The sequence below is a fragment of the Microbacterium sp. NPDC055910 genome (assembly GCF_042271185.1).
Taxonomy (GTDB): domain Bacteria; phylum Actinomycetota; class Actinomycetes; order Actinomycetales; family Microbacteriaceae; genus Microbacterium.
On sequence record NZ_JBHJZS010000025.1, the window covers coordinates 1 to 26,520 of the forward strand.

24 protein-coding genes are annotated in these 26,520 nt (G+C 68.8%); 10 read left to right on the forward strand and 14 right to left on the reverse strand.

Going from position 1 to position 26,520, the window contains the following annotated elements; translation table 11 throughout:
• Window positions 1-38: 38 nt before the first annotated feature.
• Genes ACFC3F_RS10840 through ACFC3F_RS10850 form a run of 3 tightly spaced genes read right to left on the reverse strand, consistent with a single transcriptional unit; the run spans window position 39 to window position 3,252 of the window.
• Entirely contained in the window at window positions 39-965 is a 927-nt protein-coding gene (locus ACFC3F_RS10840; RefSeq protein WP_376129290.1) for a glycine betaine ABC transporter substrate-binding protein, read from the reverse strand.
• 44 nt (window positions 966-1,009) lie between these two features.
• Window positions 1,010-1,942 (reverse strand): ABC transporter permease, encoded by a 933-nt coding sequence (locus ACFC3F_RS10845; protein ID WP_376129292.1) that lies wholly within the window; start codon window positions 1,940-1,942, stop codon window positions 1,010-1,012.
• On the reverse strand, window positions 1,942-3,252 hold the full coding sequence (locus ACFC3F_RS10850) for a glycine betaine/L-proline ABC transporter ATP-binding protein (RefSeq protein WP_376129294.1): 1,311 nt from the start codon (window positions 3,250-3,252) through the stop codon (window positions 1,942-1,944). The genes ACFC3F_RS10845 and ACFC3F_RS10850 overlap by 1 nt, the downstream gene beginning before the upstream one ends.
• Window positions 3,253-3,588: 336 nt before the next feature.
• Here ACFC3F_RS10850 and ACFC3F_RS10855 point away from each other — a divergent pair, with 336 nt between their 5' ends.
• The 3 genes from ACFC3F_RS10855 to ACFC3F_RS10865 are packed head-to-tail and all read left to right on the forward strand — an operon-like array spanning window position 3,589 to window position 5,578.
• A complete protein-coding gene (locus ACFC3F_RS10855) occupies window positions 3,589-3,975 on the forward strand; it encodes a GntR family transcriptional regulator (RefSeq protein WP_376129296.1) in 387 nt (128 codons plus the stop codon).
• A complete protein-coding gene (locus ACFC3F_RS10860) occupies window positions 3,972-4,886 on the forward strand; it encodes an ABC transporter ATP-binding protein (protein ID WP_376129298.1) in 915 nt (304 codons plus the stop codon). Before ACFC3F_RS10855 ends, ACFC3F_RS10860 begins: the two co-directional genes overlap by 4 nt.
• Complete coding sequence (locus ACFC3F_RS10865; RefSeq protein ID WP_376129300.1) at window positions 4,883-5,578, forward strand: hypothetical protein; 696 nt, start codon at window positions 4,883-4,885, stop codon at window positions 5,576-5,578. The genes ACFC3F_RS10860 and ACFC3F_RS10865 overlap by 4 nt, the downstream gene beginning before the upstream one ends.
• A 30-nt stretch (window positions 5,579-5,608) precedes the next feature.
• On the opposite strand, the gene ACFC3F_RS10870 is transcribed toward ACFC3F_RS10865, so the two are convergent.
• Window positions 5,609-5,905: a chorismate mutase gene (locus ACFC3F_RS10870; protein WP_376129302.1), complete on the reverse strand. Its 297-nt coding sequence runs from the start codon at window positions 5,903-5,905 to the stop codon at window positions 5,609-5,611.
• 50 nt (window positions 5,906-5,955) lie between these two features.
• Here ACFC3F_RS10870 and ACFC3F_RS10875 point away from each other — a divergent pair, with 50 nt between their 5' ends.
• On the forward strand, window positions 5,956-7,143 hold the full coding sequence (locus tag ACFC3F_RS10875; RefSeq protein WP_376129303.1) for an AI-2E family transporter: 1,188 nt from the start codon (window positions 5,956-5,958) through the stop codon (window positions 7,141-7,143).
• Window positions 7,144-7,413: 270 nt separating this feature from the next.
• On the opposite strand, the gene ACFC3F_RS10880 is transcribed toward ACFC3F_RS10875, so the two are convergent.
• Together ACFC3F_RS10880 and ACFC3F_RS10885 are read right to left on the reverse strand one after the other, a co-directional pair.
• Window positions 7,414-8,589 (reverse strand): lactonase family protein, encoded by a 1,176-nt coding sequence (locus ACFC3F_RS10880; RefSeq protein WP_376129305.1) that lies wholly within the window; start codon window positions 8,587-8,589, stop codon window positions 7,414-7,416.
• A 79-nt stretch (window positions 8,590-8,668) separates the two neighbouring features.
• Entirely contained in the window at window positions 8,669-9,955 is a 1,287-nt protein-coding gene (locus ACFC3F_RS10885; protein ID WP_376129307.1) for an adenylosuccinate synthase, read from the reverse strand.
• A gap of 77 nt (window positions 9,956-10,032) precedes the next feature.
• On the opposite strand from ACFC3F_RS10885, the gene ACFC3F_RS10890 reads away from it, so the two are divergent.
• The gene (locus ACFC3F_RS10890) at window positions 10,033-10,770 is read left to right on the forward strand and encodes a Pr6Pr family membrane protein (protein WP_376129308.1); all 738 of its coding nucleotides are present in this window, start codon (window positions 10,033-10,035) and stop codon (window positions 10,768-10,770) included.
• Between the two features lie 39 nt (window positions 10,771-10,809).
• The gene (locus ACFC3F_RS10895) at window positions 10,810-11,481 is read left to right on the forward strand and encodes a peptidylprolyl isomerase (RefSeq protein WP_376129310.1); all 672 of its coding nucleotides are present in this window, start codon (window positions 10,810-10,812) and stop codon (window positions 11,479-11,481) included.
• Window positions 11,482-11,523: 42 nt separating this feature from the next.
• On the opposite strand, the gene ACFC3F_RS10900 is transcribed toward ACFC3F_RS10895, so the two are convergent.
• Window positions 11,524-12,468, reverse strand: coding sequence for a DUF1254 domain-containing protein (locus ACFC3F_RS10900; protein WP_376129312.1), 945 nt, complete (start codon window positions 12,466-12,468; stop codon window positions 11,524-11,526).
• 76 nt (window positions 12,469-12,544) lie between these two features.
• On the opposite strand from ACFC3F_RS10900, the gene argG reads away from it, so the two are divergent.
• Window positions 12,545-13,987 (forward strand): argininosuccinate synthase, encoded by a 1,443-nt coding sequence (gene argG / locus ACFC3F_RS10905; RefSeq protein WP_376129314.1) that lies wholly within the window; start codon window positions 12,545-12,547, stop codon window positions 13,985-13,987.
• A gap of 201 nt (window positions 13,988-14,188) precedes the next feature.
• The gene (locus tag ACFC3F_RS10910) at window positions 14,189-16,795 is read left to right on the forward strand and encodes a penicillin acylase family protein (protein ID WP_376129315.1); all 2,607 of its coding nucleotides are present in this window, start codon (window positions 14,189-14,191) and stop codon (window positions 16,793-16,795) included.
• 13 nt (window positions 16,796-16,808) lie between these two features.
• On the opposite strand, the gene mnhG is transcribed toward ACFC3F_RS10910, so the two are convergent.
• From mnhG to ACFC3F_RS10945, 7 genes are all read right to left on the reverse strand, one after another.
• The gene (gene mnhG / locus ACFC3F_RS10915; RefSeq protein WP_376129317.1) at window positions 16,809-17,171 is read right to left on the reverse strand and encodes a monovalent cation/H(+) antiporter subunit G; all 363 of its coding nucleotides are present in this window, start codon (window positions 17,169-17,171) and stop codon (window positions 16,809-16,811) included.
• Window positions 17,168-17,437 carry a monovalent cation/H+ antiporter complex subunit F gene (locus tag ACFC3F_RS10920; RefSeq protein ID WP_376129319.1) on the reverse strand — a complete coding sequence of 90 codons (270 nt, stop codon included), beginning with the start codon at window positions 17,435-17,437 and terminating at the stop codon, window positions 17,168-17,170. Before ACFC3F_RS10920 ends, mnhG begins: the two co-directional genes overlap by 4 nt.
• Window positions 17,434-18,018 (reverse strand): Na+/H+ antiporter subunit E, encoded by a 585-nt coding sequence (locus tag ACFC3F_RS10925; protein ID WP_376129320.1) that lies wholly within the window; start codon window positions 18,016-18,018, stop codon window positions 17,434-17,436. The genes ACFC3F_RS10920 and ACFC3F_RS10925 overlap by 4 nt, the downstream gene beginning before the upstream one ends.
• Window positions 18,015-19,577 carry a Na+/H+ antiporter subunit D gene (locus ACFC3F_RS10930; RefSeq protein WP_376129322.1) on the reverse strand — a complete coding sequence of 521 codons (1,563 nt, stop codon included), beginning with the start codon at window positions 19,575-19,577 and terminating at the stop codon, window positions 18,015-18,017. The genes ACFC3F_RS10925 and ACFC3F_RS10930 overlap by 4 nt, the downstream gene beginning before the upstream one ends.
• Window positions 19,574-20,137: a Na(+)/H(+) antiporter subunit C gene (locus ACFC3F_RS10935; protein WP_376129323.1), complete on the reverse strand. Its 564-nt coding sequence runs from the start codon at window positions 20,135-20,137 to the stop codon at window positions 19,574-19,576. Before ACFC3F_RS10935 ends, ACFC3F_RS10930 begins: the two co-directional genes overlap by 4 nt.
• Window positions 20,137-23,169, reverse strand: coding sequence for a Na+/H+ antiporter subunit A (locus tag ACFC3F_RS10940; protein ID WP_376129325.1), 3,033 nt, complete (start codon window positions 23,167-23,169; stop codon window positions 20,137-20,139). Before ACFC3F_RS10940 ends, ACFC3F_RS10935 begins: the two co-directional genes overlap by 1 nt.
• Before the next feature lie 113 nt (window positions 23,170-23,282).
• Complete coding sequence (locus ACFC3F_RS10945; RefSeq protein WP_376129327.1) at window positions 23,283-24,326, reverse strand: LacI family DNA-binding transcriptional regulator; 1,044 nt, start codon at window positions 24,324-24,326, stop codon at window positions 23,283-23,285.
• Window positions 24,327-24,385: 59 nt separating this feature from the next.
• Between ACFC3F_RS10945 and ACFC3F_RS10950 the strand changes: the two genes are divergently transcribed.
• Both ACFC3F_RS10950 and nucS read left to right on the forward strand, forming a co-directional pair.
• On the forward strand, window positions 24,386-25,612 hold the full coding sequence (locus ACFC3F_RS10950) for an MFS transporter (protein WP_376129329.1): 1,227 nt from the start codon (window positions 24,386-24,388) through the stop codon (window positions 25,610-25,612).
• Between the two features lie 201 nt (window positions 25,613-25,813).
• Complete coding sequence (gene nucS, locus ACFC3F_RS10955) at window positions 25,814-26,509, forward strand: endonuclease NucS (RefSeq protein ID WP_376129331.1); 696 nt, start codon at window positions 25,814-25,816, stop codon at window positions 26,507-26,509.
• Window positions 26,510-26,520: the final 11 nt, after the last annotated feature.

A 26,520-nucleotide genomic window follows, 5' to 3' on the forward strand; every position in this document is an offset into this window, starting at 1 on the left:
GCCCCGGCGCGAGCGCCGGGGCCGTTCTGCGTGGGATATCAGTCCGTGATGATCGTCTCGAAGGCGTCGGGGTTCTGCTCGAGCCATGCGACGATCGCCTCGCGCTCCTGGCCCTCGCCGTACTCGTTCACGACGAGGTCTTCGAGCGAGTTGTACTCGGCGTCATCGAGCTGGATGCCGGCGATGTAGTCGGCGGCCTCGGAGCAGCGCTCCGAGAAGCCCTCCGTGCCGAGGAAGTGCAGGGCCTCGGGGTCGCCCATGGCGCCCTTCGGGTCTTCGAGGTCCTTGATGTCGAACGCGTCGTTGGCCCAGAACGGACGCCATAGCGTCACGACGATGTCCTCCTGCGCATCGATCTTGCTGCCGAGCTCGGTGAGCATGGCCGCGGTCGACGACGTCAGCAGCTCGTACTCGCTGTCGAGGCCGTAGGCGGGCATCATCTCCTCCTGCGTCTGACGCGTGAGGCCGGCACCCGGCTCGATGCCGTAGATCGTGCCGTTGAAGCGGTCGGCGTTGCCGACGAGGTCTTCGATCGAGTCGATGTCCATGTAGGTCGGCACCGCGAGCGTGAGCTTGGCGTTGTCGTAGTACGCACCGAGGTCTTCGATGCTGTCGCCGTACTCGTCCATGTACGACGCGTGGGTCAGCTCGGGCCACGCCGAGGGGTAGATGTCGACGTCGCCGTTGGCGAGGCCGGTGTACAGCGGGCCCGCCTCGGTGAGGGTGTTCATCTCGACCGTGTAGCCGAGCTTCTCGAGCTGGTTCTCAAGCAGGTACGCGGTGCTCAGGCCGTCCGTCCATCCGGGCAGGAAGCCGAGGGTGATCGTGCTGCATTCGTCGGCAGCGCCCGCGCCGGCGTCGCCGCCGTCGGCTCCATTGTCGCCGTTGTCGGTGCTGCAGCCGGCGAGCACGAGGCTCGTTGCGGCGCCCAGCGCCAGGAGTGCTGTGATGTTGCGCTTTTTCATGTGATCTCTTTCTTTCCGTATACGTTCATGCGTTCCGTATGTGCTCACGAGACGGTTGCAGGGATCGTCTCGATCGCGGGTGCCTCTGTCGAGGCCTTCTGCCGCGCCTCGCGGCGTCGGGCGAGAATGCCCAGCAGCGAGGTGCGGTAGTCATTGGGGTTGCCCAGTGCCGCCGTGACGCGGTCGAGGAAGATCGCGACGAAGACGACGCTGAGCCCTGCCTCGACGCCCTGGGGCACGTTGAGTGTGGATACCGCCGCCACGACCTCTTTACCGAGGCCGTCCGCGCCGGCGATGCCGGCGATGACGACCATCGACAGCGCGAGCATGATGACCTGATTGACGCCGGCCATGATGGTCGGCATCGCGAGGGGCAACTGGATGCCGCGCAGGATCTGCCCCGGCTTCGCGCCGAACGCGTACCCCGCCTCGACGGTCTCGGAATCGACGCCGCGGATGCCGAGCTCGGTCAAGCGCACACCGGCCGGAAGCGCGAAGATGACCGTCGCGACCATGCCGGGCACGATGCCGATGCTGAAGAAGACGATCGCCGGGATCAGGTACACGAAGGCCGGCATCGTCTGCATGAAGTCGAGGACCGGTTTGATGATCGTGCTCACGGTGACGTTGCGCGCGGCCCAGATTCCCAGCGGCACGGCGATCGCCACGGCCACGAGCGTCGCGACGAGCACGAGGGCCAGCGTCTGCATCGAAGCGACCCACATGTTCATGCCGACGATCAGCACGAAGGTGATCACGGTGCCCACGGCCAGCTGCCACGAGCGGACGAGCCACCCGATCAGGGCGAAGATGAGGATCGCGAGCGGAATCGGCGTCGCGATCAGCACATCGGTGAGCGACGTGACGAGCCAGCGCGTGACGTCGGCGACGCCGTCGAGAAGCCACTCGAGGTTCGCCTTGATCCAGTCGATGACGGCTTTCGCCCAGCTGCCGATCGGAATGCGGAACCCATCCATCAGCGCACCCCCTCGCCGTCGCCGGCCCCTCGGGCGACGGCGTCGGCCGCGTCCAGGACCGCGTCGATCTCGGCCTGCGGCACAGGGGGAAGCGGCAGGGCGATCTCTTCCGTGGCGTTGGGCCCTGGTCCGAGTGCCGCGAGGAGCGTCACTCGCGGGATGACGCCGACGAGACGGCCTTCGGCGTCCGTCACGGCGAGCGGCAGCGGCGACTCGACCGCGGGGACGAACAGGTTCATCAGCGTCTCGTCTTCGCGAACGGTCTGCGGTGCGGGCTTGATGACCGAAGTGAGGGTCGTGGCGCCCTGCCGGACGAGCTTGACCGCGTCACGGTCGGAGACGACGCCGAGCAGACGACGGTCGCGGCCCACGACGTAGACGGCCGACATGTAGGCGTCGCGCATCTGCCGAAGGGCCGTGCGCGGACCCGCCGTGTCGGTGACGACCGGCCGGGAGCGCTCCATGACGTTCGCCGCCGTCAGCACGCGCGCACGGTCCACGTCCTGCACGAACTGCTCGACGTAATCGTTCGCGGGGTCGGTGAGGATGTCCTCGGGAGTGCCCGTCTGCACGATGCGGCCGTCGCGCATGACGGCGATCCGATCGCCCAGGAACATCGCCTCGTTGAGGTCGTGGGTGATGAAGACGATCGTCTTCTTGAGCTTCTGCTGCAGATCGAGCAGCTGCTCCTGCATCTCCCGACGAATGAGCGGGTCGAGCGCGCTGAAGGCTTCGTCCATGAGCAGGATGTCGGTGTCGGCGGCGAGCGCGCGAGCGATGCCGACGCGCTGCTTCATGCCTCCCGACAGCTCCGACGGCAGCTTGTCGCCCCATCCCGTGAGCCCGACCAGGGCGAGCATCTCGTCCGCCTTCGCGCGTCGCTCGGCCTTCGAGACGCCGCGCAGCTCGAGGGGGTACGCGACGTTCGCGGCGACGGTGCGGTGCGGAAGCAGCGCGAAGTGCTGGAAGACCATCGAGATCCGATCCCGGCGCAGCTCGCGCAGGCGATTCGCCGGGATGTCGGTGATGGGGTCGCCGTAGACCGAGATGGTTCCGGCGGTGGCGTCGTGCAGCCCGTTGAGCATGCGGATGATGGTGGACTTGCCCGATCCGGACAGTCCCATGATGACGAAGATCTCGCCCGGCGCGACGGCGAAGCCGGCATCGATGACGGCCGCGGTCCCGACATCGCTCACCTCGGCGCGGGTCTCACCGGCACGGAGCCGTTTGACGGCGTCCTTCGGGTTGCGTCCGAAGACTTTGTAGATGTTCCGCGCCTCGATGGCGGGAACGACTGGTGCTGTGGTCACGTGCTTGGCCTCGACCGCACCCGGCTTCGGTGCGGCATCGGTTACGCCCGGGTGACGATCCTGGGTGCGCCTGCCCTGAGATGAGAGTTCAGATGACTGCGCGCGGCGACACACATCGGGTCCGTCGCCTGGACCGCCGACCGTACGCCCCCCGCACCGGCTCCCCAGAAGGTGCGGCATGGCGGTCGCGGACTGGTCGTGCGTGGCCTCGGAAAGGCCCCGACCGACCCTAGTCCCCTCCACTGCGCGTTGCCAAACCCCGTGGGGCTTGACAAGCGCGCAGCATCCGTTGCATGGTTAGTTAGTCAAGTAAGTAACCAACTCAGTGAGGTCGATGTGATCGAAGACGGCAGAGCACTCTTCCTGCAGATCGCAGAGAGTGTCGAGGATTCGATCGTCGACGGCAGCCTGGCGGAAGAGAGCCGAGCGCCGTCGACGAACGAGCTGGCCGCGTTTTACCGCATCAACCCCGCGACAGCAGCGAAAGGGATCAACATGCTCGTCGACAAGGGGGTGCTCTACAAGCGCCGCGGCATCGGCATGTTCGTCGCCGGCGGGGCGCGCAACCTGCTCCTCTCGGAGCGACGCGCCACGTTCGCCGAGCGGTACCTCGATCCGCTCCTCGACGAGGCCCGCACGATCGGGCTCGACGCCGAGGACCTCGCCGCGCTGCTGCGCGACCGCGCCGCACGAACGACCACCACGGAAGGACCCGCACGATGACCCATGTGATCGAGGTGAAGAACCTCACCAAGCGCTATCGCGACACGCTGGCCGTCGACGACGTCAGCTTCACGATCGAGAAGGATCGGATCTACGGCCTCCTCGGCCGCAACGGTGCAGGCAAGACGACCGTCATGTCGATCCTCACGGCGCAGAACTTCGCCACGTCGGGTGATGTCCGCGTCTTCGGCGCGAACCCCTACGAGAACGCGCACGTCCTGCAGCGCATGTGTTTCGTGCGCGAGAGCCAGAAGTACCCGGATGATGCGACACCGCGTCACGCGTTCCGCGCGGCCCGCCTGTTCTTCCCGAACTGGAATCAGGAGCTCGCAGACCGCCTGATCGACGACTTCCAGCTGCCGCTGAAGAAGACGATCAAGAAGCTCTCGCGCGGCCAGCTGTCCGCCGTCGGCGTCGTGATCGGGCTCGCCGCCCGCGCCGAGATCACCTTCTTCGACGAGCCCTACCTCGGCCTCGACGCCGTCGCGCGTCAGATTTTCTACGATCGGCTGCTCGAGGACTACAGCGAACACCCGCGCACGATCATCCTCTCGAGCCACCTCATCGACGAAGTGTCCAACCTCATCGAGCGCGTGCTCGTGATCGATCGCGGCCGCATCGTGATGGACGAGGACACCGACTCGGTGCGCGACCGGGCGGCGAACATCGTCGGCGACTCGGCCGCTGTCGATGCCTTCGTCGATGGCCGTGAGGTGATCCACCGCGAGAGCCTCGGCCGCGTCTCGTCGGTGACCGTGCTCGGCGCGCTCAGCCAGGATGACCGCGCGCGCCTCACCGCAGCGGGCCTGGATGTCGCGCCCGTCTCACTGCAGCAGCTGATCGTGCGCACGACGCAGCACGCGCAGCAGAAGTCCGACCCGTCCGCCCTCGACGAAGGAGCCCTCCGATGAGCCGCACCCTCAATGTCGTCCGCATGCAGCTGGTGAACCGTCAGACCTACATCTGGGTTCCCGTGATCGTGCTGGTCGGCTCGCTGATCATCACCCTGGCGATCTACGGGATCATCTCCAGCGCCGGTGTCGACGGCGCCCTGTACGGGGGCGGGGCGCAGGCTCCGCTGTGGTACTTCGCCGTCGTCGGCGCGCAGGCGCTGACGCTGACCTTCCCGTTCTCGCAGGCGATGAGCGTCACGCGGCGGGAGTTCTACCTCGGCACCCTCCTCACGGCGGCGCTCACCTCGGCGATCCTCGCCCTCATCTTCGTGCTCGGCGGCCTGTTCGAGCAGGCCTCGAACGGCTGGGGCATGAACGGGTACTTCTTCTACCTGCCGTGGGTCTGGGAGGCCGGTCCGGCCGCTGCCGGTCTGTGCTTCTTCGCTCTCGCGATGCTGTTCTTCGTCGTGGGCTTCTGGGGCGCGACGATCTTCAAGCGGTTCGGCACGGCCGTCCTGACGATCGTCATCCTCGGAATCGCGCTGATCCTGGTCGGGCTCCTGTGGATCGTGAGCCAGCAGAACGCGTGGTCGGATCTCTTCTCGTGGATCATGACGACGGGCGCGCTCGGACTCACACTGTGGGGACTCGCACTGATCGTCCTTCTCTCGGGAACGTCCTACCTCACGCTGCGGCGCGCGACTCCATAGACACGGATGCCGCGTGGCGGCCGGCGGGCGTCAGCGCCCGTCGGCCGCTTCCGTGTGGTGGCGGATGACTTCGGCCACGACGAAGTTGAACCACTTCTCGGCGAACGCCGGATCGAGGTCGGCGTCTTCGGCCAGGCGACGCAGTCGCTCGAGCTGCTGCTCCTCGCGGGCGGGGTCGGAGGGCGGCATCCCGAACTCGGCCTTCAGCTGACCGACCTGCTTCGTGCACTTGAACCGCTCCGCGAGCAGGAAGATCAGCGCAGCGTCGACGTTGTCGATGCTGCTGCGCAGGCGCAGGAGGGTCGTCGTCGGGTCCTCGTCGGTCATGGGTCGAGATTACCCGTGCCACCCGACCGCTCGGCCCTAGAGTGTGACACATGACCGATGCTTCGGATGCCGCCACCCCACCACCCGCGTCACCGACGCCCGCAGGGTCGGTCGCAGCACCGCCCGCGGCAGATGTGCCGGCAGAGGCGATCCTCACCGCGTCCGGTGAGGCACCGGCGTCGCGCAGCTACTGGACGACACTCAACCGACCCTTCATCGCGGGGTTCTTCCTCGCTCTCGGCGCACTGGCGGCATTCGCCGTCGGGGTGGCTTTCACGAACCTCTCCACCGTCCTCATCTACATCGTGTTCGCGCTGTTCGCCGCACTCGGGCTCGACCCGATCGTGCGGTGGCTCGAGAAGCACTCGGTGAAGCGCTCGTGGGGCATCGTCATCGTCTACACGGGCTTCGCGATCCTCATGGCCGGAGTGCTGCTGCTCATCGTCCCGACCGTCATCCGGCAGATCGCGCAGTTCGTCAGTGACGTTCCGTCGCTCATCGCCGACTTCCAGAAGTCCGACTTCTACCACTCGCTGCAGGACAACTTCGGCGACCAGGTCGGCACGATCCTCAACCAGGTCCAGTCGTTCATCACCAACCCCTCCAACATCGCGACGATCGGCGGCGGGCTGCTGCAGGTCGGCGCCTCGATCGCCACGACGATCTCGGGCCTGGTGATCGTGCTCGTTCTGAGCCTGTATTTCCTCGCGTCGCTCCCGACGATGAAGAAGGCGTTCAACCGGGTCTTCGCCGCCCGCAACCGGCCGAAGGCCGCGGGCCTCACCGAGGAGATCACCGACTCGATCGGCGGATATCTGATGGGGATGGTGATCCTCGCGTTCTGCAACTCGATCCTCGCACTCGTCCTGCATCTCGTGCTGGGACTGCCGTTCCCCGCGCTGATGGCGGTCGTCGCCTTCTGCATCACGCTCATCCCGCTCGTGGGCTCGGTCCTCTACTGGGCGCTCGCGACGGTCATCGCCCTGTTCACGGGATGGCTGCCGGCGCTGCTGTTCGCGGCGATCTACCTCGTGTACATGCAGCTCGAGGCGTACGTCCTCACGCCGCGCGTCATGAACCGGACGATCTCGGTACCGGGCTCGCTCGTCGTGATCGGCGCGCTCGTCGGCGGCACTCTGCTCGGGCTGCTCGGTGCGCTCGTCGCCATCCCGGTGACCGCATCGATCCTGCTCATCATCAAGCAGATCCTGATCCCCCGGCAGGACGCAAAGTTGTAGCGAGTCGGGTCAATGCTGCGCAGCAGCGTTGAGGCGACTCGCTACAAGATCGAGTAGCGGCCGCAGGCCGCGTATCGAGATCTCCTCCGCCGGCCGCAGGCCGCGTATCGAGATCCCCCGCGCCGGCCGCAGGCCGCGTATCGAGATCCCCCGCGCATCTCGATACGCGCCTGCGGCGCTACTCGATGACCGCGAGCGCGCCTGCGGCGCTACTCGATGACCGCGAGCGCGCCACCGTCGTCACGCGGAGACCCAAAGCTCAGCGACTGTTCAGCCGGCGATCGGGAGGATGCACGTGGGGCTGGGCGCCGCGGTGCGGTGACGTGCGCGGCCCGGCACGCCCGTGCGCGTGTCCAGGGTGAGCGAGGCGACGTCGTTCGAGCGCTCCCCGGCGACGAGCAGCGTGTCCCGCACGACGAGGTGATGCCTCGGCCAGACGACTCCTGCTTCGACGAGCGCGACGGGATCGAGGGATTCGCCCGCGCCGCGCACGCGCAGCGTCGCGATCGTGTCGCTTCCCCGCACCCCGGCATAGAGGAATCCACCGTCGTGCGACATCGCGAGCTCGGCGCCCGTGTCGGTCTCGAGGGTCGGACCGAGCGGCGTTCCCGCCGCGATCCGCCAACGGCCGCGACCCTGCGCGAGCGAGGGGTCCCACGCCAACACGTACACCTCGTTCGACAGTTCGGTGTTGACGTACAGGTGACCGCTCGGATGCCAGACGGCGTGACGCGGTCCGCTCCCCCGCGGCAGTTCGACCTGCTGCGTCGGCACGAGCCGCGAACCGTCGGTCTGCCAGAACCGCACGAGGTCGAGCCCCAGGTCGGTCGTGGCGAACGCACCGCCCGGCAGCGACACGGCCTGGTGCGCGCGAGAAGGTCGGCCATCGGATGCCTCGCTCGTCGCATCCGCCTCGCGATCGTCGTACGCGGGCACCAGGTGAGCGAACTCCTCGCCGGCCGCCGCGCGCAGCGCCCGCCCCGCAGCGGCGAGATCAATGCCGTCGGGGTCCGCGTCGACGGTGGGGCCCGAGCCGACCGCCGGCGGCAGCACTCGCGGAGTGCCGGGCCGACCCGCGCCGTCGAGCGGGATGCGCACGACGCGCCCGTCGCCCCAGCAGCTCGCGAGAGCGAAGCGCGCATCGGGAGAGACAGCGAGGTGACACACGGCGTCTCCGGCCGCGACGGGCTCACCGAGCGGCGCGAACGTCGCGTCGCCCGTGCGCCGGAAGGCCTGCACGAGACCCCTGGTCTCCAGCGACGCGTAGACGACATCGAGGGTCGGGTGCGCGGTGACCCACGACGGCGAGGTCGTCGCGGCGACCTCGCCCGCGTATCCGAGCGACCCGCCCGCCAGGTGATCGTCGGCGGCGCCGGCGAGCAGCATCCCGATGCCGGTGGCAGAGCCGTCCTTGTCGGGTGAGTAGCCGCCGATGAGGAACCTCACGGGCGACCCTTCGACAAGCTCAGGGACCGGGGAGACGGCGTCAGGGACCGGGGAGGCAGGCGCAGGGGCCGGGGGGTCATCAGTCGACGAGGTCCTGACGCACGATGACGGCATCGCGCGCCGGACCCACGCCGATGACCGAGATGCGTGTGCCGCTCATCTTTTCGAGCGTGAGCACGTAGTCCTGGGCCTCGATCGGCAGGTCATCGAACGAACGGGCACCCGAGATGTCCTGCGACCAGCCGGGGAAGTACTCGAGGATCGGCGTCGCGTGGTGCACGTCGGATTGGTTGACCGGCATCTCATCGAACCGCTCGCCGTCGACGTCATAGGCGACGCAGACGGGGATGCGCTCGAGTCCCGTGAGGATGTCGAGCTTCGTCAGCACGAGGTCGGTGACCCCGTTGATGCGCACGGCGTAGCGGGTGATGGGCGCGTCGTACCAGCCGACGCGTCGCGGTCGGCCCGTCGTCGTGCCGAACTCGAAGCCGCGCGAACGCAGCCAGTCGCCCTGCTCGTCGAACAGCTCGGTCGGGAACGGACCTGAGCCGACACGGGTCGTGTAGGCCTTCACGATCCCGACGATCCGGTCCAGGCGGTTCGGGCCGACGCCCGATCCCGTCGCGGCGCCGCCCGCCGTCGCCGACGACGACGTCACGAAGGGATACGTGCCGTGGTCGACGTCGAGCATGGTCGCCTGGCCGCCCTCGAAGACGACGACCTCTCCGCGGTCGAGCGCATCGTTGAGCAGGAGCGACGTGTCGGCCACCATGGGCCTCACGCGATCCGCGTACGACAGCAGGTCGTCGACGACCTCGTCGACCGTGATGGCGCGGCGGTTGAACACCTTGACGAGCAGGTGGTTCTTCTGGTCGAGGGCACCCTCGACCTTCTGCCGCAGGATGTTCTCGTCGAAGAGGTCCTGTACGCGGATGCCCACGCGGTTGATCTTGTCGGCGTAGGTCGGACCGATCCCGCGCCCGGTCGTGCCGATCTGGCGCTTTCCGAGGAAGCGCTCGGTGACCTTGTCGAGCGTGCGGTGGTACTGCGTGATGATGTGCGCGTTGGCGCTCAGCCTGAGGCGCGACGTGTCGACGCCGCGAGCGCGCAGCGCCTCGAGCTCGGCGAAGAGCACCTCGAGGTCGACGACGACGCCGTTGCCGATGACGGCGTTGACACCGGGAGAGAGGATGCCCGATGGCAGCAGATGCAGCGCGTACTTCTCGTCGCCGATCACGACCGTGTGGCCGGCGTTGTTCCCGCCGTTGAACTTGACGACCCAGTCGGTGCGTTCTCCGAGCAGGTCGGTGGCCTTGCCCTTGCCCTCGTCTCCCCACTGGACTCCGACGATCACGATGCCTGGCATGGGCTACTCCCCCGTTATCGGACGGTGATGTCCCATCCTATCGACGGCACGGGACACGGCCCCGCTATGTTGAGCGGATGCTCCGCTCCTCCGCCTGGGTTCTGTCGTGGTCGCTCGTGCGGATCCTCGCCGCCGCGCTCGGCGTCGCGGCGATCGTCGCACAGCTGACTCGCACCGTCGCGCGGGCGAACGAGACGACGTCGGGTCACGCGGGGGATGTCCCGACCGTCGTCGCGAACTTCCTGAGCTACTTCACGATCGAATCGAACCTCATCGCGGCGATCGCACTCGCGATCGGCGGCATGTGGGCGTTGGGGAGGGGACGCGCCGCCGCCGCGGAACCGCGCTGGTTCGCGGTCCTGCTCGCGTGCGCCACGACCTACATGGTGATCACCGGCATCGTCTACAACACGCTCCTGCGTGGGGTCGCCCTCGACCAGGGCGTGACGGTCGCGTGGTCGAACGAGGTGCTCCACGTCGTCATCCCGATCGTGCTGCTGCTGGACCTCTTCCTGGCGCCGAAGCGGCGTGCACTCGCATGGAGCACCGTGTGGGCCGTTGCCGCTTTCCCGGTCGTCTGGGTCATCTACACCCTCGTTCGCGGGCCTCTCATCACGGCGCCCGCGACGGGCGACCCGTGGTGGTACCCCTATCCGTTCCTCGATCCGCACAATTTCGAGAACGGCTACGTCGGTGTGACGCTCTACATCATCGGCATCGCGATCGGAATCATGATCGTCGGGCTCGGCGTCGTGTGGATCGGGCGGCGGCGCGCACGCTCCCGAGAGGCGGGACCACGCGCGGCCGTCTCGTGATCGCACGCGGCCGCGGCCCCGTCCCCCTACGCTGGACGCGTGCGTAAACGTCTCATCGCTGTCCCCCTCCTCGCCCTCACGCTCGCGCTGCTCGCCGGCTGCTCGACTCCGGCTTCGCCCGGCGCGACGACCGAACCCTCCGCGCCCGCCCCCGCCGAGGCGCAGGGCTGCGAGTACGTCGAGAACTCCGGCGCCGTACGCGACGTGACGGCGCCGAATGCCGAACCCGCTGTCGCGGGCATCGTCGACGCCACCCTGCAGACCTCGGCGGGCGACATCCCGCTCACGCTCGACGCGGATCGCACGCCGTGCACCGTCGGAAGCTTCGTCTCGCTCGCGGAGCAGGGCTACTACGACGACTCGTCGTGCCACCGCCTCACGACGACGGGCATCTTCGTGCTGCAGTGCGGAGACCCCTCCGGCACCGGACGCGGCGGCCCCGGCTACAGCTACGCCGACGAGCTCGACGGCAGCGAGACCTATCCCGCCGGCACGATCGCCATGGCCAATGCGGGGCCCGACACGAACGGCTCGCAGTTCTTCCTCGTCTACGAGGACACGGCTCTGCCGCCGTCGTACACGGTCTTCGGCGAGCTCTCCCCCGAGGGACTCGAGGTCGTGCAGGCCGTCGCGGCAGCGGGCACGGCCGACGGGGCGCCGGATGGAGCGCCGGCCACGACCGTGACGATCACGGGCGTCACCCTCGGCTGATCGCCGCCGGATCGAGGAACGGCACCGGCTCGGTGACCTCGATCAGCGAGCCACGAGTTCCGGGAGCGTCCAGCTGCCGTCGACGAACGCTTCGCGGGGGCGATAGAGGCGCACCAGGAAGTTCCATCCGTCGGGCAGGGGGATGCTGTTGGGCTCCTCCGCCTCGCCGGGAGGCGTGAATCGTACGGTGATCGCTCCGTCTTCGTCGGGCACGCCCGTGACGGAGTTGACGGTGTACTTGCCCTCCGGATTGGGCTCGAAGTAGCCCGCGGCGTTGTAGACGGACACCGACCAGAACGCATCGACCGGGACGTCCCGCAGCACGAGGTCGTAGCGACCGACGGGGCGCTGCGGGTCGACGCCGATGTAGGACGCTTCGCTCGTGGGCAGCCCGCCCCAGCCGGCGGCCGCACCGATCAGGTGGCGGACGGCGTCGACCTCGTCCTCGGTGCCGAACATGCGGTCGAAGCCCTGGAGCCCCGCCGCCAGCTGCAGCAGCGCGCCGCGCGTCGCGGTGAACGAGGCGGTGTCGTAGTCCGGCAGCGTGAACGGACGCGACGAGCCCGCCGACAGCGAGATCTCGTCCTGCAGCGCGGCGACGGCGGCGACGTCATCGGGATCGAGGGGGTCGACGAGCGCGCGCACCGCGACGAGCACGTACTCGGCGTTCGGGGCGATGGCGGCGAGGTCATATGTGCCGGCGTCGTGCAGCGCGGCCCGCACGAAGTGCCCCTCATCGAGCACCATGACCGACAGGTAGCGACCCGCGGCATCCGGAATCTCCAGCGCTGCGCCGCCTGCCAGGTCCACGACGGCGAAGCTGTAGAGCGTGTCGCGATTGAGCCGCACGACGGTCTGCTGGTCGATGGGCGCCGGCTCGCGGTTGTGGCGGAACATGTTGACACCACCGGCATCGCGTTGGATGTCATGGAACATGCGTGCGGTCTCTGCGCGCACGAAGTTGTCGACGTTCACTCTGGTGCTCATGGCCCCTACTCTGCCGCAGACGAACGAACCTGCCCACGACACGGCGGGATCCTGGTTGCTCACTAGAATCAGAGACATGTCGAAGGTCCTTCAGTCCCTGCCCGTCGGCGAGCGCGTCGGCATCGCCTTCTCAGGAGGGCTCGACACGTCCGTCGCCGTCGCGTGGATGCGCGACAAGGGCGCCGTCCCCTGCACCTACACGGGTGACCTCGGCCAGCCCGACGAAGACGACATCGAGGCGATCCCCGGCCGGGCGCTCGAGTACGGCGCCGAGATCGCGCGGATCGTCGACTGCAAGACCGCACTCGTCGAAGAGGGCTTCGTCGCCCTCGCGTGCGGCGCGTTCCACATCCGCTCGGGCGGCAAGACCTACTTCAACACGACGCCGCTCGGTCGCGCCGTGACCGGGACGCTGCTCGTGCGCGCCATGAAAGAGGACGGCGTCGACATCTGGGGCGACGGGTCGACCTACAAGGGCAACGACATCGAGCGCTTCTACCGCTACGGCCTGCTCGCCAACCCCGCGCTGCGCATCTACAAGCCATGGCTCGACGCCGACTTCGTGACCGAGCTCGGCGGCCGGCAGGAGATGAGCGAATGGCTCGTCGAGCACGGGTTCCCGTACCGTGACTCCGCCGAGAAGGCGTACTCGACCGACGCCAACATCTGGGGTGCGACGCACGAGGCGAAGACCCTCGAGCACCTCGACGTGTCGCTCGAGACCGTCGAGCCCATCATGGGCGTGCGCTACTGGGACCCCGCCGTCGAGATCGAGACGGAAGACGTCACGGTCACCTTCGAGCAGGGGCGCCCTGTCGCACTCAACGGCGCGACCTACTCCGACCCCGTCGAACTCGTGCTCGAGGCGAACCGCATCGGCGGCCGCCACGGCCTCGGCATGAGCGACCAGATCGAGAACCGCGTCATCGAGGCGAAGTCGCGCGGCATCTACGAGGCCCCGGGCATGGCGCTGCTGTTCATCGCCTACGAGCGCCTGGTCAACAGCATCCTCAACGAGGACACCCTCGCGACGTACCACGAGCAGGGTCGCCGACTCGGCCGCCTCATGTACGAGGGCCGCTGGCTCGAGCCGCAGTCGCTCATGCTGCGCGAGTCGATCCAGAAGTGGGTCGGGTCGACCATCACGGGCACCGTGACGCTGCGCCTGCGCCGCGGCGACGACTGGACGATCCTCGACACGACCGCCCCGATGATGTCGTACGGACCCGAGAAGCTCTCGATGGAGCGCGTCGGCGACGCGGCGTTCGGCCCGACCGACCGCATCGGCCAGCTCACGATGCGCAACCTCGACATCGCCGACTCGCGCTCGCGGCTCGAGCAGTACGCCGGCATGGGCCTCATCGGCGGCGCGACCGGCGCCCTGGTGGGCCGCGTGCACGCCGGTGAAGCGGGCGAGATCACCGAGCACGTCGAAGAGCACGACGCCGCGAGCGAAGAGCTCGCCGACGCGACCGACGCGGTGTCGGAGGGCGCCGCGTTCGACTTCGGCACGGACTGACACCGAGACGGCGTCGATAACTCCGGAGGAATCACAGGGTCGGGTGCGCTGAGCACCACTTTGCACAATTCATCCGGATTATTCGACGCCTCGCGTCGGTGGGGTTACGATTCTCGACGGTGACACCGACCCGAAAGGTGGCACCGAGGCTCGTCGTGGATGACACGGCGTACCTGCTGCCCGAGCCGTGGAGAGCCTTCGATGACGAGTACCGTCAGTGACCCCGTCGTTTCCGACGACGGCGTGCCCGAGCCCGCGAAGCGACGTCGATCCGTCGGTCGCATCGTCGGCAGGAGCGTCTTCGGCGTCATCGCCGGCGTGACGATCATCGCCCTCATCGCGGCGGGAGCGCTCGTGTGGACGATCCAGCGCTCGTTCCCCCAGCGCGACGGTGTCATCGAGGTGCCCGGCATCGCCGCCGACGTCACGGTGCAGCGCGATGACCTGGGTATCCCCGTCATCACCGCCTCGAGCACCGACGACCTGCTCTTCGCGCAGGGCTACGTGCACGCGCAGGACCGCTTCTGGGAGATGGACTTCCGCCGGCACGTCACGAGCGGACGCGTCGCCGAGCTGTTCGGCGAGTCGCAGCTGGGCACCGACAGATTCCTGCGCACCCTCGGCTGGCGCGCGATCGCCGAGCAAGAGGTCGACGCGCTCGATGAGACCACGCGCAGCTATTACGACGCCTATGCCGAGGGCGTCAACGCCTACCTCGCCGACAACGACGGCGCCGACGCGTCGTTCGAGTACGCCGTGCTCGGACTGCAGAACCCCGACTACGAGATCGAGCCGTGGACCCCGGCCGACTCGGTCGCGTGGCTCAAGGCCATGGCCTGGGACCTCCGCTCGAACCTCGAGGACGAGACGACACGCGCGCTCCTGGCGACCGAGCTCGACGAAGAGCAGCTGGTCGAGCTCTACCCCGGCTATCCGTTCGACCGCAATCCCGTGATCGTGCCCACGATCTCCGAGGTTCCGGCGCCGACCGCCGATGCCGACGACGAGGTCGCGATCGCGACGGCATCGGTGCAGTGGACCGAAGGGGACGGCGTCGTCGAGGCCGTCGCTGCGCTCGTCGGCGACACGGGCGAGGGAATCGGCTCGAACTCGTGGGTCGTCTCCGGCGAACTCACCGAGAGCGGCATGCCGCTGCTGGCCAACGACCCCCACCTCGGTGCCGCGCTGCCGAGCGTGTGGCACCAGATCGCACTGCGCTGCGACACGGTCACCGTCGACTGCCCGTTCGACGTCGCGGGCTTCGGCTTCTCCGGCGTGCCGGGGGTCATCATCGGGCACAACGATCGCATCGCGTGGGGCTTCACGAACCTCACGACCGACGTCGCCGACCTGTTCATCGAGAAGATCGAGGGCGATCAGTACTGGCGCGACGGCGAGCTCCTGCCCCTCGAGGAGCGCACCGAGACCATCGAGGTCGCCGGCGGCGACGACGTCGAGCTCGTCATCCGCTCTACGGGGCACGGACCGATCGTGTCGGGCCTGACCGACGACTTCACCGGCATCGCCACCGACCCCCGTGTCGGCGACGGCGCGGCACCGACGGATGCACCCGACGGCGAGTACGCCGTCTCGCTGGAGTGGACCGCGCTGAGCCCGGGCACGACGGCGACGGCGATCTTCGAGCTCAACCTCGCCCAGGACTTCGAGCAGTTCCGCCGCGCGGCATCGCTCTTCGACGTGCCGGCCCAGAACCTCGTCTACGCCGACGTCGACGGCAACATCGGCTACCAGACGCCCGGCCGCCTGCCCATCCGCGGCGCGGGTGACGGCTGGCTCCCGCAGCCGGGGTGGGACTCGGCCTACGACTGGCAGGGTTACATCCCGTTCGAGGACCTGCCCGTCGTCTTCAATCCGCCCGAGGGCTACATCGTGACGGCCAACAACGCCGTCGTCGACGACGACTACGAGTACTTCCTCACGCGCGACTGGGACTACGGCTGGCGTGCGGCCCGCATCACACACCTCATCGAGCGCAAATCGGCCGAGAGCGAGCTGACGCTCGAAGACATGCGCAGCATCCAGGCCGACAACGAGTTCTTCATGGGCAAGCGTCTCGCCGCCGCGTTCCACGACCTGTCGACGGGCCGTCAGGGACCCGATGCCGCCCTCGAGCTGATGCGCTCGTGGGACGCCCAGAACGACGCCGACTCGGCGGCCGCCGCCTACGCGAACGTGCTGTGGGACGAACTCGTGCAGAACCTGTTCGTGCGCGGGCGCGACGACGACCTTCCCGTCGCCGGTCAGGGCCGGCTGTTCCTTCTCGTCGACGAGATCCTGCGGGATCCGCAGTCCGAGTGGTGGCAGAACGACGCCCTCGACGTCTCGACCCGTACGGCGATGCTCACGCGCACGGCCGAGGACGCGTACGAGCGCCTGGTCGAACTGCAGACCGACAACCCGTCACGCTGGAACTGGGGAGCCCTGCACGCGCTCCCGCTGCGCAGCGAGACGTTCGGCTCGTCGGGCATCGCGCCGATCGAGATGCTGTTCAACCGCGGGCCCTACCCCGTGGGCGGCGGCGCGTCGGTCGTCAATGCGACGGGCTGGGATCTCGGCGTCGACTTCGCGACCGTGACGGTGCCCTCGATGCGCATGGTGATCGACCTCGACGACTTCGACGCCTCGCGGTGGAACCACCTCACCGGCGCGAGCGGACACGCGTTCCACCCGAACTACGTCGATCAGACCGCGGCCTGGCAGCAGGTCGCCCTGACGCCGTGGGCCTTCAGCCCCGATGCCGTCGACGCCGCAGCGACGCACACCCTCACGCTGACACCTGCCGCGTGACGGATGCCGCCGGTCAGCCTCCCGCGGCCGGCGGCGTCTGCCGCGACTCGGCGAGCTCGTCGGTGTACAGCGAGCGCTGCGCGATCGTGCCGTTGCGGTAGGCCTGGCGCGCGACCATGTGCGCCGACAGCGGCGCCGTCGCGAGCTGGATCAGCACGATCGGCGCGAGGAAGGCCACGACGGGCCACGAGCGCAGCGACAGGGCGATCGCGAGGCAGATGAGGATGAGGCCGAGCACCTGCGGCTTGGTCGCGGCGTGCAGTCGCGTGGGCACATCGCGGAACCGCAGGATGCCGATCGCCGCGGTGAGGCACAGCAGCGCACCGATGAGGATCAGCACGAACACCGCGATGTCGAGCCACTGGTCGCCGGTCATGAGCTCTGTCCATCCCTTCTCGCGACGAACCGCGCGATCGCGATGGAGCCGAACACGCCCACGGCGGCGATGATGAGCAGCACGGGAAGTGTGCGCGTGTGCTGGTTGATCGCCATGTCCGCGCCGAGCATGCACATGACGAGGGTCATGAGCACGTCGGATGCGACGGCTCGGTCGAGGATCGACGGTCCGACGATGACGCGCCACAGCGTCAGCAGGGCCGACACGGCGAAGATGACGTAGATGAGGATGAGGAGGGCGGTCATACGGTGCCTCCGATCGGGGTCGGGCGGGCGGCATCCCGGATCTTCTCGACCTGCGCACGGGATCCCACGGCCTTGACGATGCGGCGCTCCCAGGCGTACACGTCCTGACGCTGCTTCTCGACGTCGGCGGCGCTGCGGACCCCGATGACGTGCAGATAGAGGATGCCGCGATCGCGGTCGGCGTCGATGATGAGCGACCCCGGAATGAGCGAGCACGTGACGGCCGTGTGCGTCATGATGAGGTCGTCGTCGACGACCATCGGCACCGCGATGATCGCGGCCCCCGGCTGGCGGCGCGGGTCGATCACCTGCCACGCGACGATGAGCGAGCCGGCGACGACGGCGATCACGAACGACACGACGAAGACGAGGCCGTACCAGAGGTTGATGCGTCCGGACAGCTCGACCGGCGGCAGGCGGAATGCCCGCGTGACGACGATCGCCGCCACGAGCCCGGTGACGAACGAGACCCACGTGAACTGGCCCCACAGCAGCATCCACAGGGCGATGAGCCAGATGAAGAAGGGCAGTTGGCGCCAGAGCTGGAAGAGCACGGAGGCGGGACGGGAGTCGGGGCTCACTGCTGCGCCTCCTCGCTCAGCTCGACGATCGTCACGGTGCCCATCAGCTGCTCTCCCGCGCGGGCGCACAGCGCGTACAGCGGTCCGGCGAACACCGTCAGCGCGACCGTGACGGCGACCATGCCGGCCGTTGCCGTCGTCATGATCCGCGGGATGACGCGGCGCTCGGTCTGCAGCTTCGCGGCCGGCGCACCGCCGAGGTAGGACACCCGGGCTTCGACCTCGGCTTCGGCGAACTCGTCGTCTTCGCGCCAGAAGGCGAGGTTCCACGCACGCATGAGGGCGTAGAGCGTGAGCAGGCTCGTCACGACGCCGCTCACGATCAGCATCATCATGAGGGGTGTGCCCACCTGCGCGGCGGCGTCGAAGAGGGCGAACTTGCCGATGAAGCCCGAGAACGGCGGCAGACCGCCCAGGTTGACGGCGGGGATGAAGTACAGCACTGCGATGACGGGTGCCGCGCGCATGAGCCCCTTGACGCGCAGGATCGACGTGCTCCCCGCCCGGCGTTCGATGAGTCCGACCGCGAGGAACAGGGTCGTCTGCACGACGATGTGGTGGACGATGTAGTAGATCGTCGCGCCGATCGCCAGTGGCGTCGCTATCGCGAGGCCGAAGATCATGTAGCCGATATGGCTCACGAGCGTGAACGACAGGATGCGTTTCAGCTCGGCCTGCGCGAGCGCACCCAGGACGCCGATGATCATCGTGAGCAGCGCCACGATCAGCAGCAGCACATTGACGTCGTTGTCGCGGAACAGCAGCGTCTCCGTGCGGATGAGCGCGTAGACGCCCACTTTCGTGAGCAGACCCGCGAAGACGGCCGTCACCGGTGCGGGGGCGGTCGGATACGAGTCGGGCAGCCAGAACGACAGCGGGAAGACGGCGGCCTTGATGCTGAACGCCACGAGCAGCAGCAGGTGCAGCACGAGCTGCGTCTCCTGTGGGAGCTCCCCCATCCGCTCGGCGATCTGCACCATGTTCACGGTGCCGAGGGCGCCGTAGATCATCGCGATCGCGGCGAGGAAGAGGATCGACGAGACGAGCGAGACGACGATGTAGACGACGCCCGTGCGGATCCGCGACTCGGTCGAGCCGAGCGTGATGAGCACGTACGACGCGACGAGCAGGATCTCGAAGCCGACGTAGAGGTTGAACAGGTCCCCGGCGATGAAGGCGTTGAAGATGCCGGCGCCGAGGATCAGGTACGACGGGTGGAAGATCGAGACGGGAGTGTCGTCGTCGTTGTCGGCGGCGCCCTGACCGACCGAGAAGAGCAGGACCGCCAGCAGGACGAGGCTCGAGATGGCCACGAGCAGGGCGGCGAGCGTGTCGACGTAGAGCACGATCCCGAACGGGATCGGCCAGCCGCCCACCGACACGGCGATCGGCTGGTCGGTCAGGTCGACGGTGACCAACAGCACCGCGGCGATGGCGAAGACGAGCGTGAACGTCACGATCGACACGACGACCTGCGTCTTGCGATGACGACCGGCGATGAGCGCGACGGCCGCCCCGAGCAGGGGCAGCGTCACCAGGAGGGGGACGAGGGCGCTCATTCGCCGTCACCTCCCGTCGGGCGACGGCCCGGCCGGTTGAGCGGGGCGTCGTCGTTCAGCCCCGGCACATCGCGACTGCCGAGCACCGTGATGGGCGCCGTATCGGTGCCGATGAAGTCGGTGGTCACGTCGTCGTCTTCGTCCTCGATCTCGGTCTCGTCGTCGAGCACGTCCTCGGCAGCGGCGCTGCGTTCGCGCACCTCGACGTCGGCCTCGTCGTCTTGCACCGTGTCGGCCTGGCCGAGCTGCCACGACCGGTAGATGAGGGCGAGGAGGAAGGCCGAGACGGCGAACGTGATGACGATGGCGGTCAGCGTGAGGGCCTGCGGCAGCGGGTCCGACATCTCGTCGGCCGAATCGGCGGCACCGTAAAACGGTGCGGCGCCGGGCCTTCCCATCACGATGAGAAGCAGCAGGTTCGCCGCGTTCCCCAGCAGCAGGAATCCGATGAGCACGCGCGTCAGGCTGCGCTCGAGCATCGCGTACACGCCGCACGCGAACAGCGCCGCCATGATGACGATGAGCACGAGGCTCACGTCATAGCCACCGGAGTTGCCCATCAGGCGTTCACCCCCTGCGCGCGCGGTCCCTGAGCCGGTCCACCCGGTCCACCCGGTCCCTGAGCCGGTCGAAGGGCCTGCAGCTGGCGGTCGACCTCGGCGCCGAGGCTGCGCAGCACGTCGAGTACGAGTCCGATCACGACGAGATAGACCCCGACGTCGAAGAGCGTCGACGTGACGAACTCGATGTGGCCGAACAGCACCACGTCGGCTTCGAAGATGGTGCTCGTCAGGGGCGCCTGACCGAAGAACAGCGGCACGATGGCGCACCCCACGGCGAGCGTCATCCCGATGCCGAGCAGTCGCCCGGCGTCGGTGGGCGCCGCGGCGCCCAGTTCGTAGCGCCCGCCGGCGACGTATCGCATGACGAGCGCCATGCCCGCCACGAGCCCACCGGCGAACCCGCCGCCCGGAAGGTTGTGACCGGCGAACAGCAGGTACAGCGACACGATGATGATCGTGTGGAAGAGGATCCTCACGATGACCTCGAGCATCATCGACCGGTCCTCGGGCTTGACTCGCTGCCCGCCGACGAGCCACGCCTGGCGCCGGCCCGACGTCGCCGCCGTGCGCGGACGAACGCCCTCGTCCGTCTCGACGAGCGGGCGGCGTGTGCGATTCGAGAACGCGGGCAGCGCCGTCACGAGCGAGAGCGTGTCGGCGCGGTGCGTCACGAAGACGAGGGATGCCACACCGGTCGCGGCGAGGATGAGCACCGACAGTTCGCCCATCGTGTCCCACCCGCGCAGATCGACGAGGGCGACGTTGACGACGTTCTGACCGTGACCGATGTCGTACGCGAGGTCGGGGAACTCGGTCGAGATGGGCAGGTAGTCGCGCGCGCCGGTCGCGATGAGTGCGACCGCGGCCATCGTGAGACCGACCGCGATGGCCAGGACCGCACGGATCACCGGCTGCACCGAGGCGTTGTGCTCGCCCATGCGCGAGGGGATGCGTCGCAGCACGAGGGCGAAGGCGATGAGGGTCACCGTCTCGACGAGGATCTGGGTCAGGGCGAGATCGGGAGCACCGCTCGTGCCGAACAGCAGGACCATGCCGAAGCCGGTGACCGAGACGAGAACGACGCCCGTGTACCGCTTGCGGGCGCGCACCGCGATGATGCCGGCGATGATCATGAGGGGCGCGACGACGAGCTGCATCGGCGTGTGCCACCCGTCGATGCTGATGACCCAGTCCCCGCCCATGACGAGCGCCGTCGTCTCGGCGGCGATGAGCACGACGAAGATCGTGCCGACGTACACGGGAAGGGATCCCCGCTGGGTCAGGCTCGTCGTCAGCACAGACAGTCGTGCGACACCGCGCAGCACGCCGTTGTAGACGTCGGCCGCCGTGAAGGGCAGCACCCGTCGCGTCCATCCGCGCTTGGTGACCCAGAACAGCAGGAACCCGAACACGAGCGTGCCGATCGAGATCCACAGCGCCGGTTCGAAGCCGTGCCACAGGGCGAGGTGCGCGACGTCCGCGGGCGGTGTGATCCCCGGTGTCGCCCGTGGCGCCAGATCGGCGTAGCCCGACAGGGCGAGGTCGAGGAACGGTGCCGCCAGGCCGGTGACGAGCGTCAGCGCGGCAAGGAGAGCTGGAGCGAGCACGAAGCCGACCGGCGGATGGGGCCACTCCGTACGCGGCATCGCGACGGCGTCGGAGCGGCGTGCGCTCCGCGAGGCCCCGCGCGGAGCATCGGCGTCCGCCGGAACGGACACGGGCTCCTTCTTCGTCCAGAACGCGCCCCAGATGAAGCGGATGCCGTAGGCGGCGGTGACGGCGGAGCCCAGTGACATGCCCACGAGGGCGACGATGCCCCACGCCTCTCCCGCCGTCGCCTCGTAGAGCAGGCCCGCGAGCGCGCCCTCTTTCGAGACGAAGCCGATCGTGGGAACCATGCCGACCATCGACGCGACCGCGACGATCGCGGCGGTCGCGAGCGCGGGCGCCTGGCGGCCGACACCGCTCAGTTCGCGGATGTCGCGCGTCGACAGCTGTCGATCGATCACGCCGACGATGAGGAACAGCGACGACTTGAACAGGGCGTGGCTGATGAGCAGAGCGAGGCCTGCCAGCGCCGCATCCCGCGTGCCGTAGCCGAGCACGAGCGTCAGCAGTCCCAGCTGACTCACCGTGCCGAACGCGAGGATGCGCTTGAGGTCTGTCTCGCGCAGCGCCTGGATGCCGCCGAGCAGCATCGTGAACACGCCCAGACTGATGACGATCGGGCGCCACGTCGGAGCCATCGCGAAGATCGGCGCGAACAGGGCGATGAGGTAGATGCCCGCCTTCACCATCGCCGCCGCGTGCAGGTAGGCGCTGACCGGCGTCGGGGCGGCCATGGCGCCGGGCAGCCAGAAGTGGAACGGGAAGATCGCGGACTTGCTCAGCGCGCCGACGAGGATCAGCACGAGCGCCGTGTTCACGAGGGCGCCGGTGGGCGCCTCGGCGAGGATCAGAGAGATGCTCGAGGTCCCGGCGTGGACGACCAGCAGCACGACGCCGATCAGCATGACCAGCCCGCCGAGCGTCGTCACCAGCAGCGCCTGCAGGGCGGCTCGACGGCTCGCACCGCGCCTGTTGTAGTAGCCGATCAGCAGGTAGGACAGCACGCTCGTGAGCTCCCAGAACATCACGAGCACGACGAGATCGTCCGTGAGCACGAGCCCGTACATCGCTCCGGCGAACGCGAGCAGGACGGCGCAGAACTGGCCGAGGCCCTCGCTCTTGCCCGCGAAGTACCACCGGCAGTAGAACATCACGAGCGCGCCGACGCCCGTCACGATGAGCGTCATGACCCACGAGAGGGCGTCCATCCGCAGCGACAGGACGATCCCGAGCGACGGGATCCAGTCGTATGCCTCGAACGGAATTCCTCCGGCGAGCACTGTCGGCGCCTGCAGCGCCGCGTGGACGAACGCGCCGGTCGGCAACAGCGCCGCAGCGAAGAACGCGCGGGGACCGATGCGGTGCACGAGCCACGGCAGCAGAATCGGGACGATCGCGAACGCGCCGAGGATGAGCAGCAAGGGCGGCCCTCCTCAGAGTCGTCGGGCGGGGTGTTCCCGCGGGCGGCTGGGGCGATCGAAGTGTCGGTCAAGTCTAACGGCGCGAGATTCGTCCCCGAACCGCATTGTGCGATTCAGGCCCGCGCGATCGCGGTCGTGTTCCCTTCGCGGAACACGCAGGTGAAGCGCAGGGATGCCGCCTCGCGGCCCTCGAGCAGAGCGGCGACGGCGCGTCCGGCGCTGCGCCCCTTCTCGGTCGCCGGCTGAACGAGCGTCGTGAGCACGTAGGGCGCGAGCCCGTCGACCACGATCCCGTCGAAGCCCGTCACGCTGACGTCCTCCGGCACGCGCAGCCCCGCTTCCTCAGCGGCACGGATGATGCCCGCCGCGAGAAGATCGCTCTGCGCGATGACGGCGGTCGGCCGCGCGTCGGCGAAGATCGCCCGCCCGGCCACGAGCCCCTCGTCGATCGAGCTCGCTGCTGCCGAGTAGGCGGCGGCATCCGGGAACACGTCGCGCGCGCCGGCGAGACGGTCCCGCGTCACCTCGATCACGATGCGGATGTCGGGCGCGATCCAGCCGCCGGTCCACCCGGGTCGGACGGGGAGCGTGACGATCCGGACGTCGGTGTGGCCGAGGCCGCGCACGTGGCTCGCGGCGTGGCGCTGCGCCTCGCGATCGTCGAGCCCGATGCGCGGCACCCCCGCGCCGGCATCGCCCTCGATCACGACGACCGGGATGCCGCGGGAGCGGACGACGTCGAGGGATTCCCGCAGCAGCCCGCTGCAGCCGATCAGGACGGCCGCGTCGATCGGCGCCGTCGTGAGCGACGGTCCGACGGCAGCGGGATCGGCGTGATCTCGCAGCAGCAGCAGGCCCGCGCCGAGCCCCGCCACGCCGTCGGCCAGGCCGTCCATCGTGAGGGTCTTGACCGGATCGAGGAACGCCGTGCCCAGATGCTCTTCGAAGACGACGCCGACGATGCCCGAGCGCCCCGTGCGCAGCGAGGCCGCCCGCGGGTCGGGTCCCGTGTACCCGAGTCGCTCTGCCGCATCGAGCACGCGTCGGCGGGTGGCGTCCGAGACGGGGGTCTTGCCGCTGAACACGACCGAGGCCGTCGACGGCGAGACGCCTGCCTCGCGCGCGACGTCGGCGATGGTCGGGCGACGCGTGCTCATGTCCGACCGATCGTAGCCTGACGCCCCCTCGCGTCGAAACGATTCGATACAGTATTCCGATGAAGATGACGCCCGCCCGCCGCGAACTGGTCAACTGGCGCAACGCGATCTTCGCGATCTTCTTCGCGACGGGGCTCGGGTTCGCCACGTGGGCATCGCGCATCCCGTCGGTCAAGACAGGGCTGGCGATCAACGACTTCCAGGTCGGCATCCTGCTGTTCGTCCTGGGCGCCGCGTCGCTCGTCGGACTCTCGCTCGCCAACCTCGTGCTGGCGCAGTGGGGCGCGCGCCGCGGCCTGCTCGCCGGTCTCGTGACCTTCGGGGTGGGCCTGGCCATCGTGGGAGTGGGGGTCGACGTCGTGCCCTCCTACTCCGTCACGGCGGTCGGGCTCGCGGTGATGGGCTTCGGCATGGCCGCCACCGACATCATGATGAACGTCGAGGGCGCCGCCAACGAGCAGGGGCTCGGGCGCACCATGATGCCGCTGTTCCACGCGCTGTTCAGTCTCGGCACGGTCGCTGGAGCCGGCATCGGCGTCGGCATGACCGCGTGGGGGGTCGGTGTCGCCGCGCACCTGTGGAGCCTCGGGGCGATCGTCGTCGCCACGGCCGCCGTCGCCGTGCGATTCGTCCCGCGGCGCACGCGCGGCGAGGTCGTCGGCGCCGACGACGCGCGCGGGTCGCGCCGCGAACGGCTCACTGCGGCCCTGGCCGTCTGGCGCGAGCCGCGCATCTACTTCATCGGACTCATCATGCTCGGCATGGCCTTCGCCGAGGGCGGCGCCAACGACTGGCTGCCCCTCGCCGTCGTCGACGGGCACGCCGGCACCGAGGCGCAGGGCGCGATCGCCCTCACAGTTTTCTCGGTCGCGATGACGGTCGTGCGCGCCGTGGGCGGTCCGCTCGTCGACCGCTTCGGGCGGGTCTGGACGCTGCGCATCCTCGCCATCGCCGCGGCCGGCGGGCTCACCCTGTTCATCCTCGCCCCGAACCTGCCGCTCGCCCTCGTCGGCGTCGCGCTGTGGGGCATCGGTGCGTCGCTCGGCTTCCCCCTCGGCATGTCTGCGGCGGCCGACGACCCCACCAGAGCGGCGGCGTCGGTGAGCGCGGCCGCGACGATCGGCTACGTGGCCTTCCTCTGCGGGCCGCCCGTGCTCGGCTGGATCAGTCATCAGGTCGGCCTGCTGCCGACCCTGTGGATCCTCGTCGGACTCATCGTTCTGTCGGGCCTCGCCTCGGGTGCCGCCAAGCCCATCGCCGGGTCGCGGGTCGGCGCCGGGCACTGACGGCGCATCCCCCGGGTCGGCGCGGCGGCGGCCGCCGGTGCCCGCGGGGTCAGACCTCGGCCGCCCCCGCGGCGAGCGCGACGGCGTGGGTCATCGGGATCCTCGGCTTTCTCGTCGCCCGCAGCGCCGCCGTCGAACTCGGACTGTTCGACGGGATCGGCATCTGACGAACCCCGCCGGCAGCGGCATTAGGCTCGTCGGGTGCGTCTTGTCATTGCCCGCTGCTCCGTGGATTACACCGGTCGACTCAACGCGCACCTGCCCCTCGCGACGCGCCTGCTCGTGCACAAGGGCGACGGCTCGCTGCTCGTGCACTCGGACGGCGGCTCGTACAAGCCGCTCAACTGGATGTCGCCGCCGTGCGCCCTGACGGTCGAGATCCCCGACGAGGATTCGGCGAGCGCGGGCGTGCTCGAGCACTGGCGCGTCACGCACGCCAAGTCGGGTGACTCGCTGCTCGTGCGCATCTACGAGATCGTGCACGACTCGTCGCACGAACTCGGTATCGATCCGGGACTGCAGAAGGACGGCGTCGAAGCAGACCTGCAGCGCCTGCTCGCCGAACAGGTCGATGTCATCGGCGACGGCGTGTCGCTCGTGCGGCGCGAGTTCCCCACCGCGATCGGCCCCGTCGATCTTCTGCTGCGCGATCCCGCCGGCGGCACGATCGCGGTCGAGGTCAAGCGCCGCGGCGACATCGACGGGGTCGAACAGCTGACGCGCTACCTCGAGCTGCTCGGACGCGACCCGCACCTCGCCCCCGTGTCGGGCGTCTTCGCGGCGCAGGAGATCAAGCCGCAGGCCCGCGTGCTCGCCACCGACCGCGGCATCCGCTGCGTCACGCTGGACTACGAGGGCATGAAGGGCATCGAGTCCGGCGCACCCCGGTTGTTCTGACACCTAGGGTG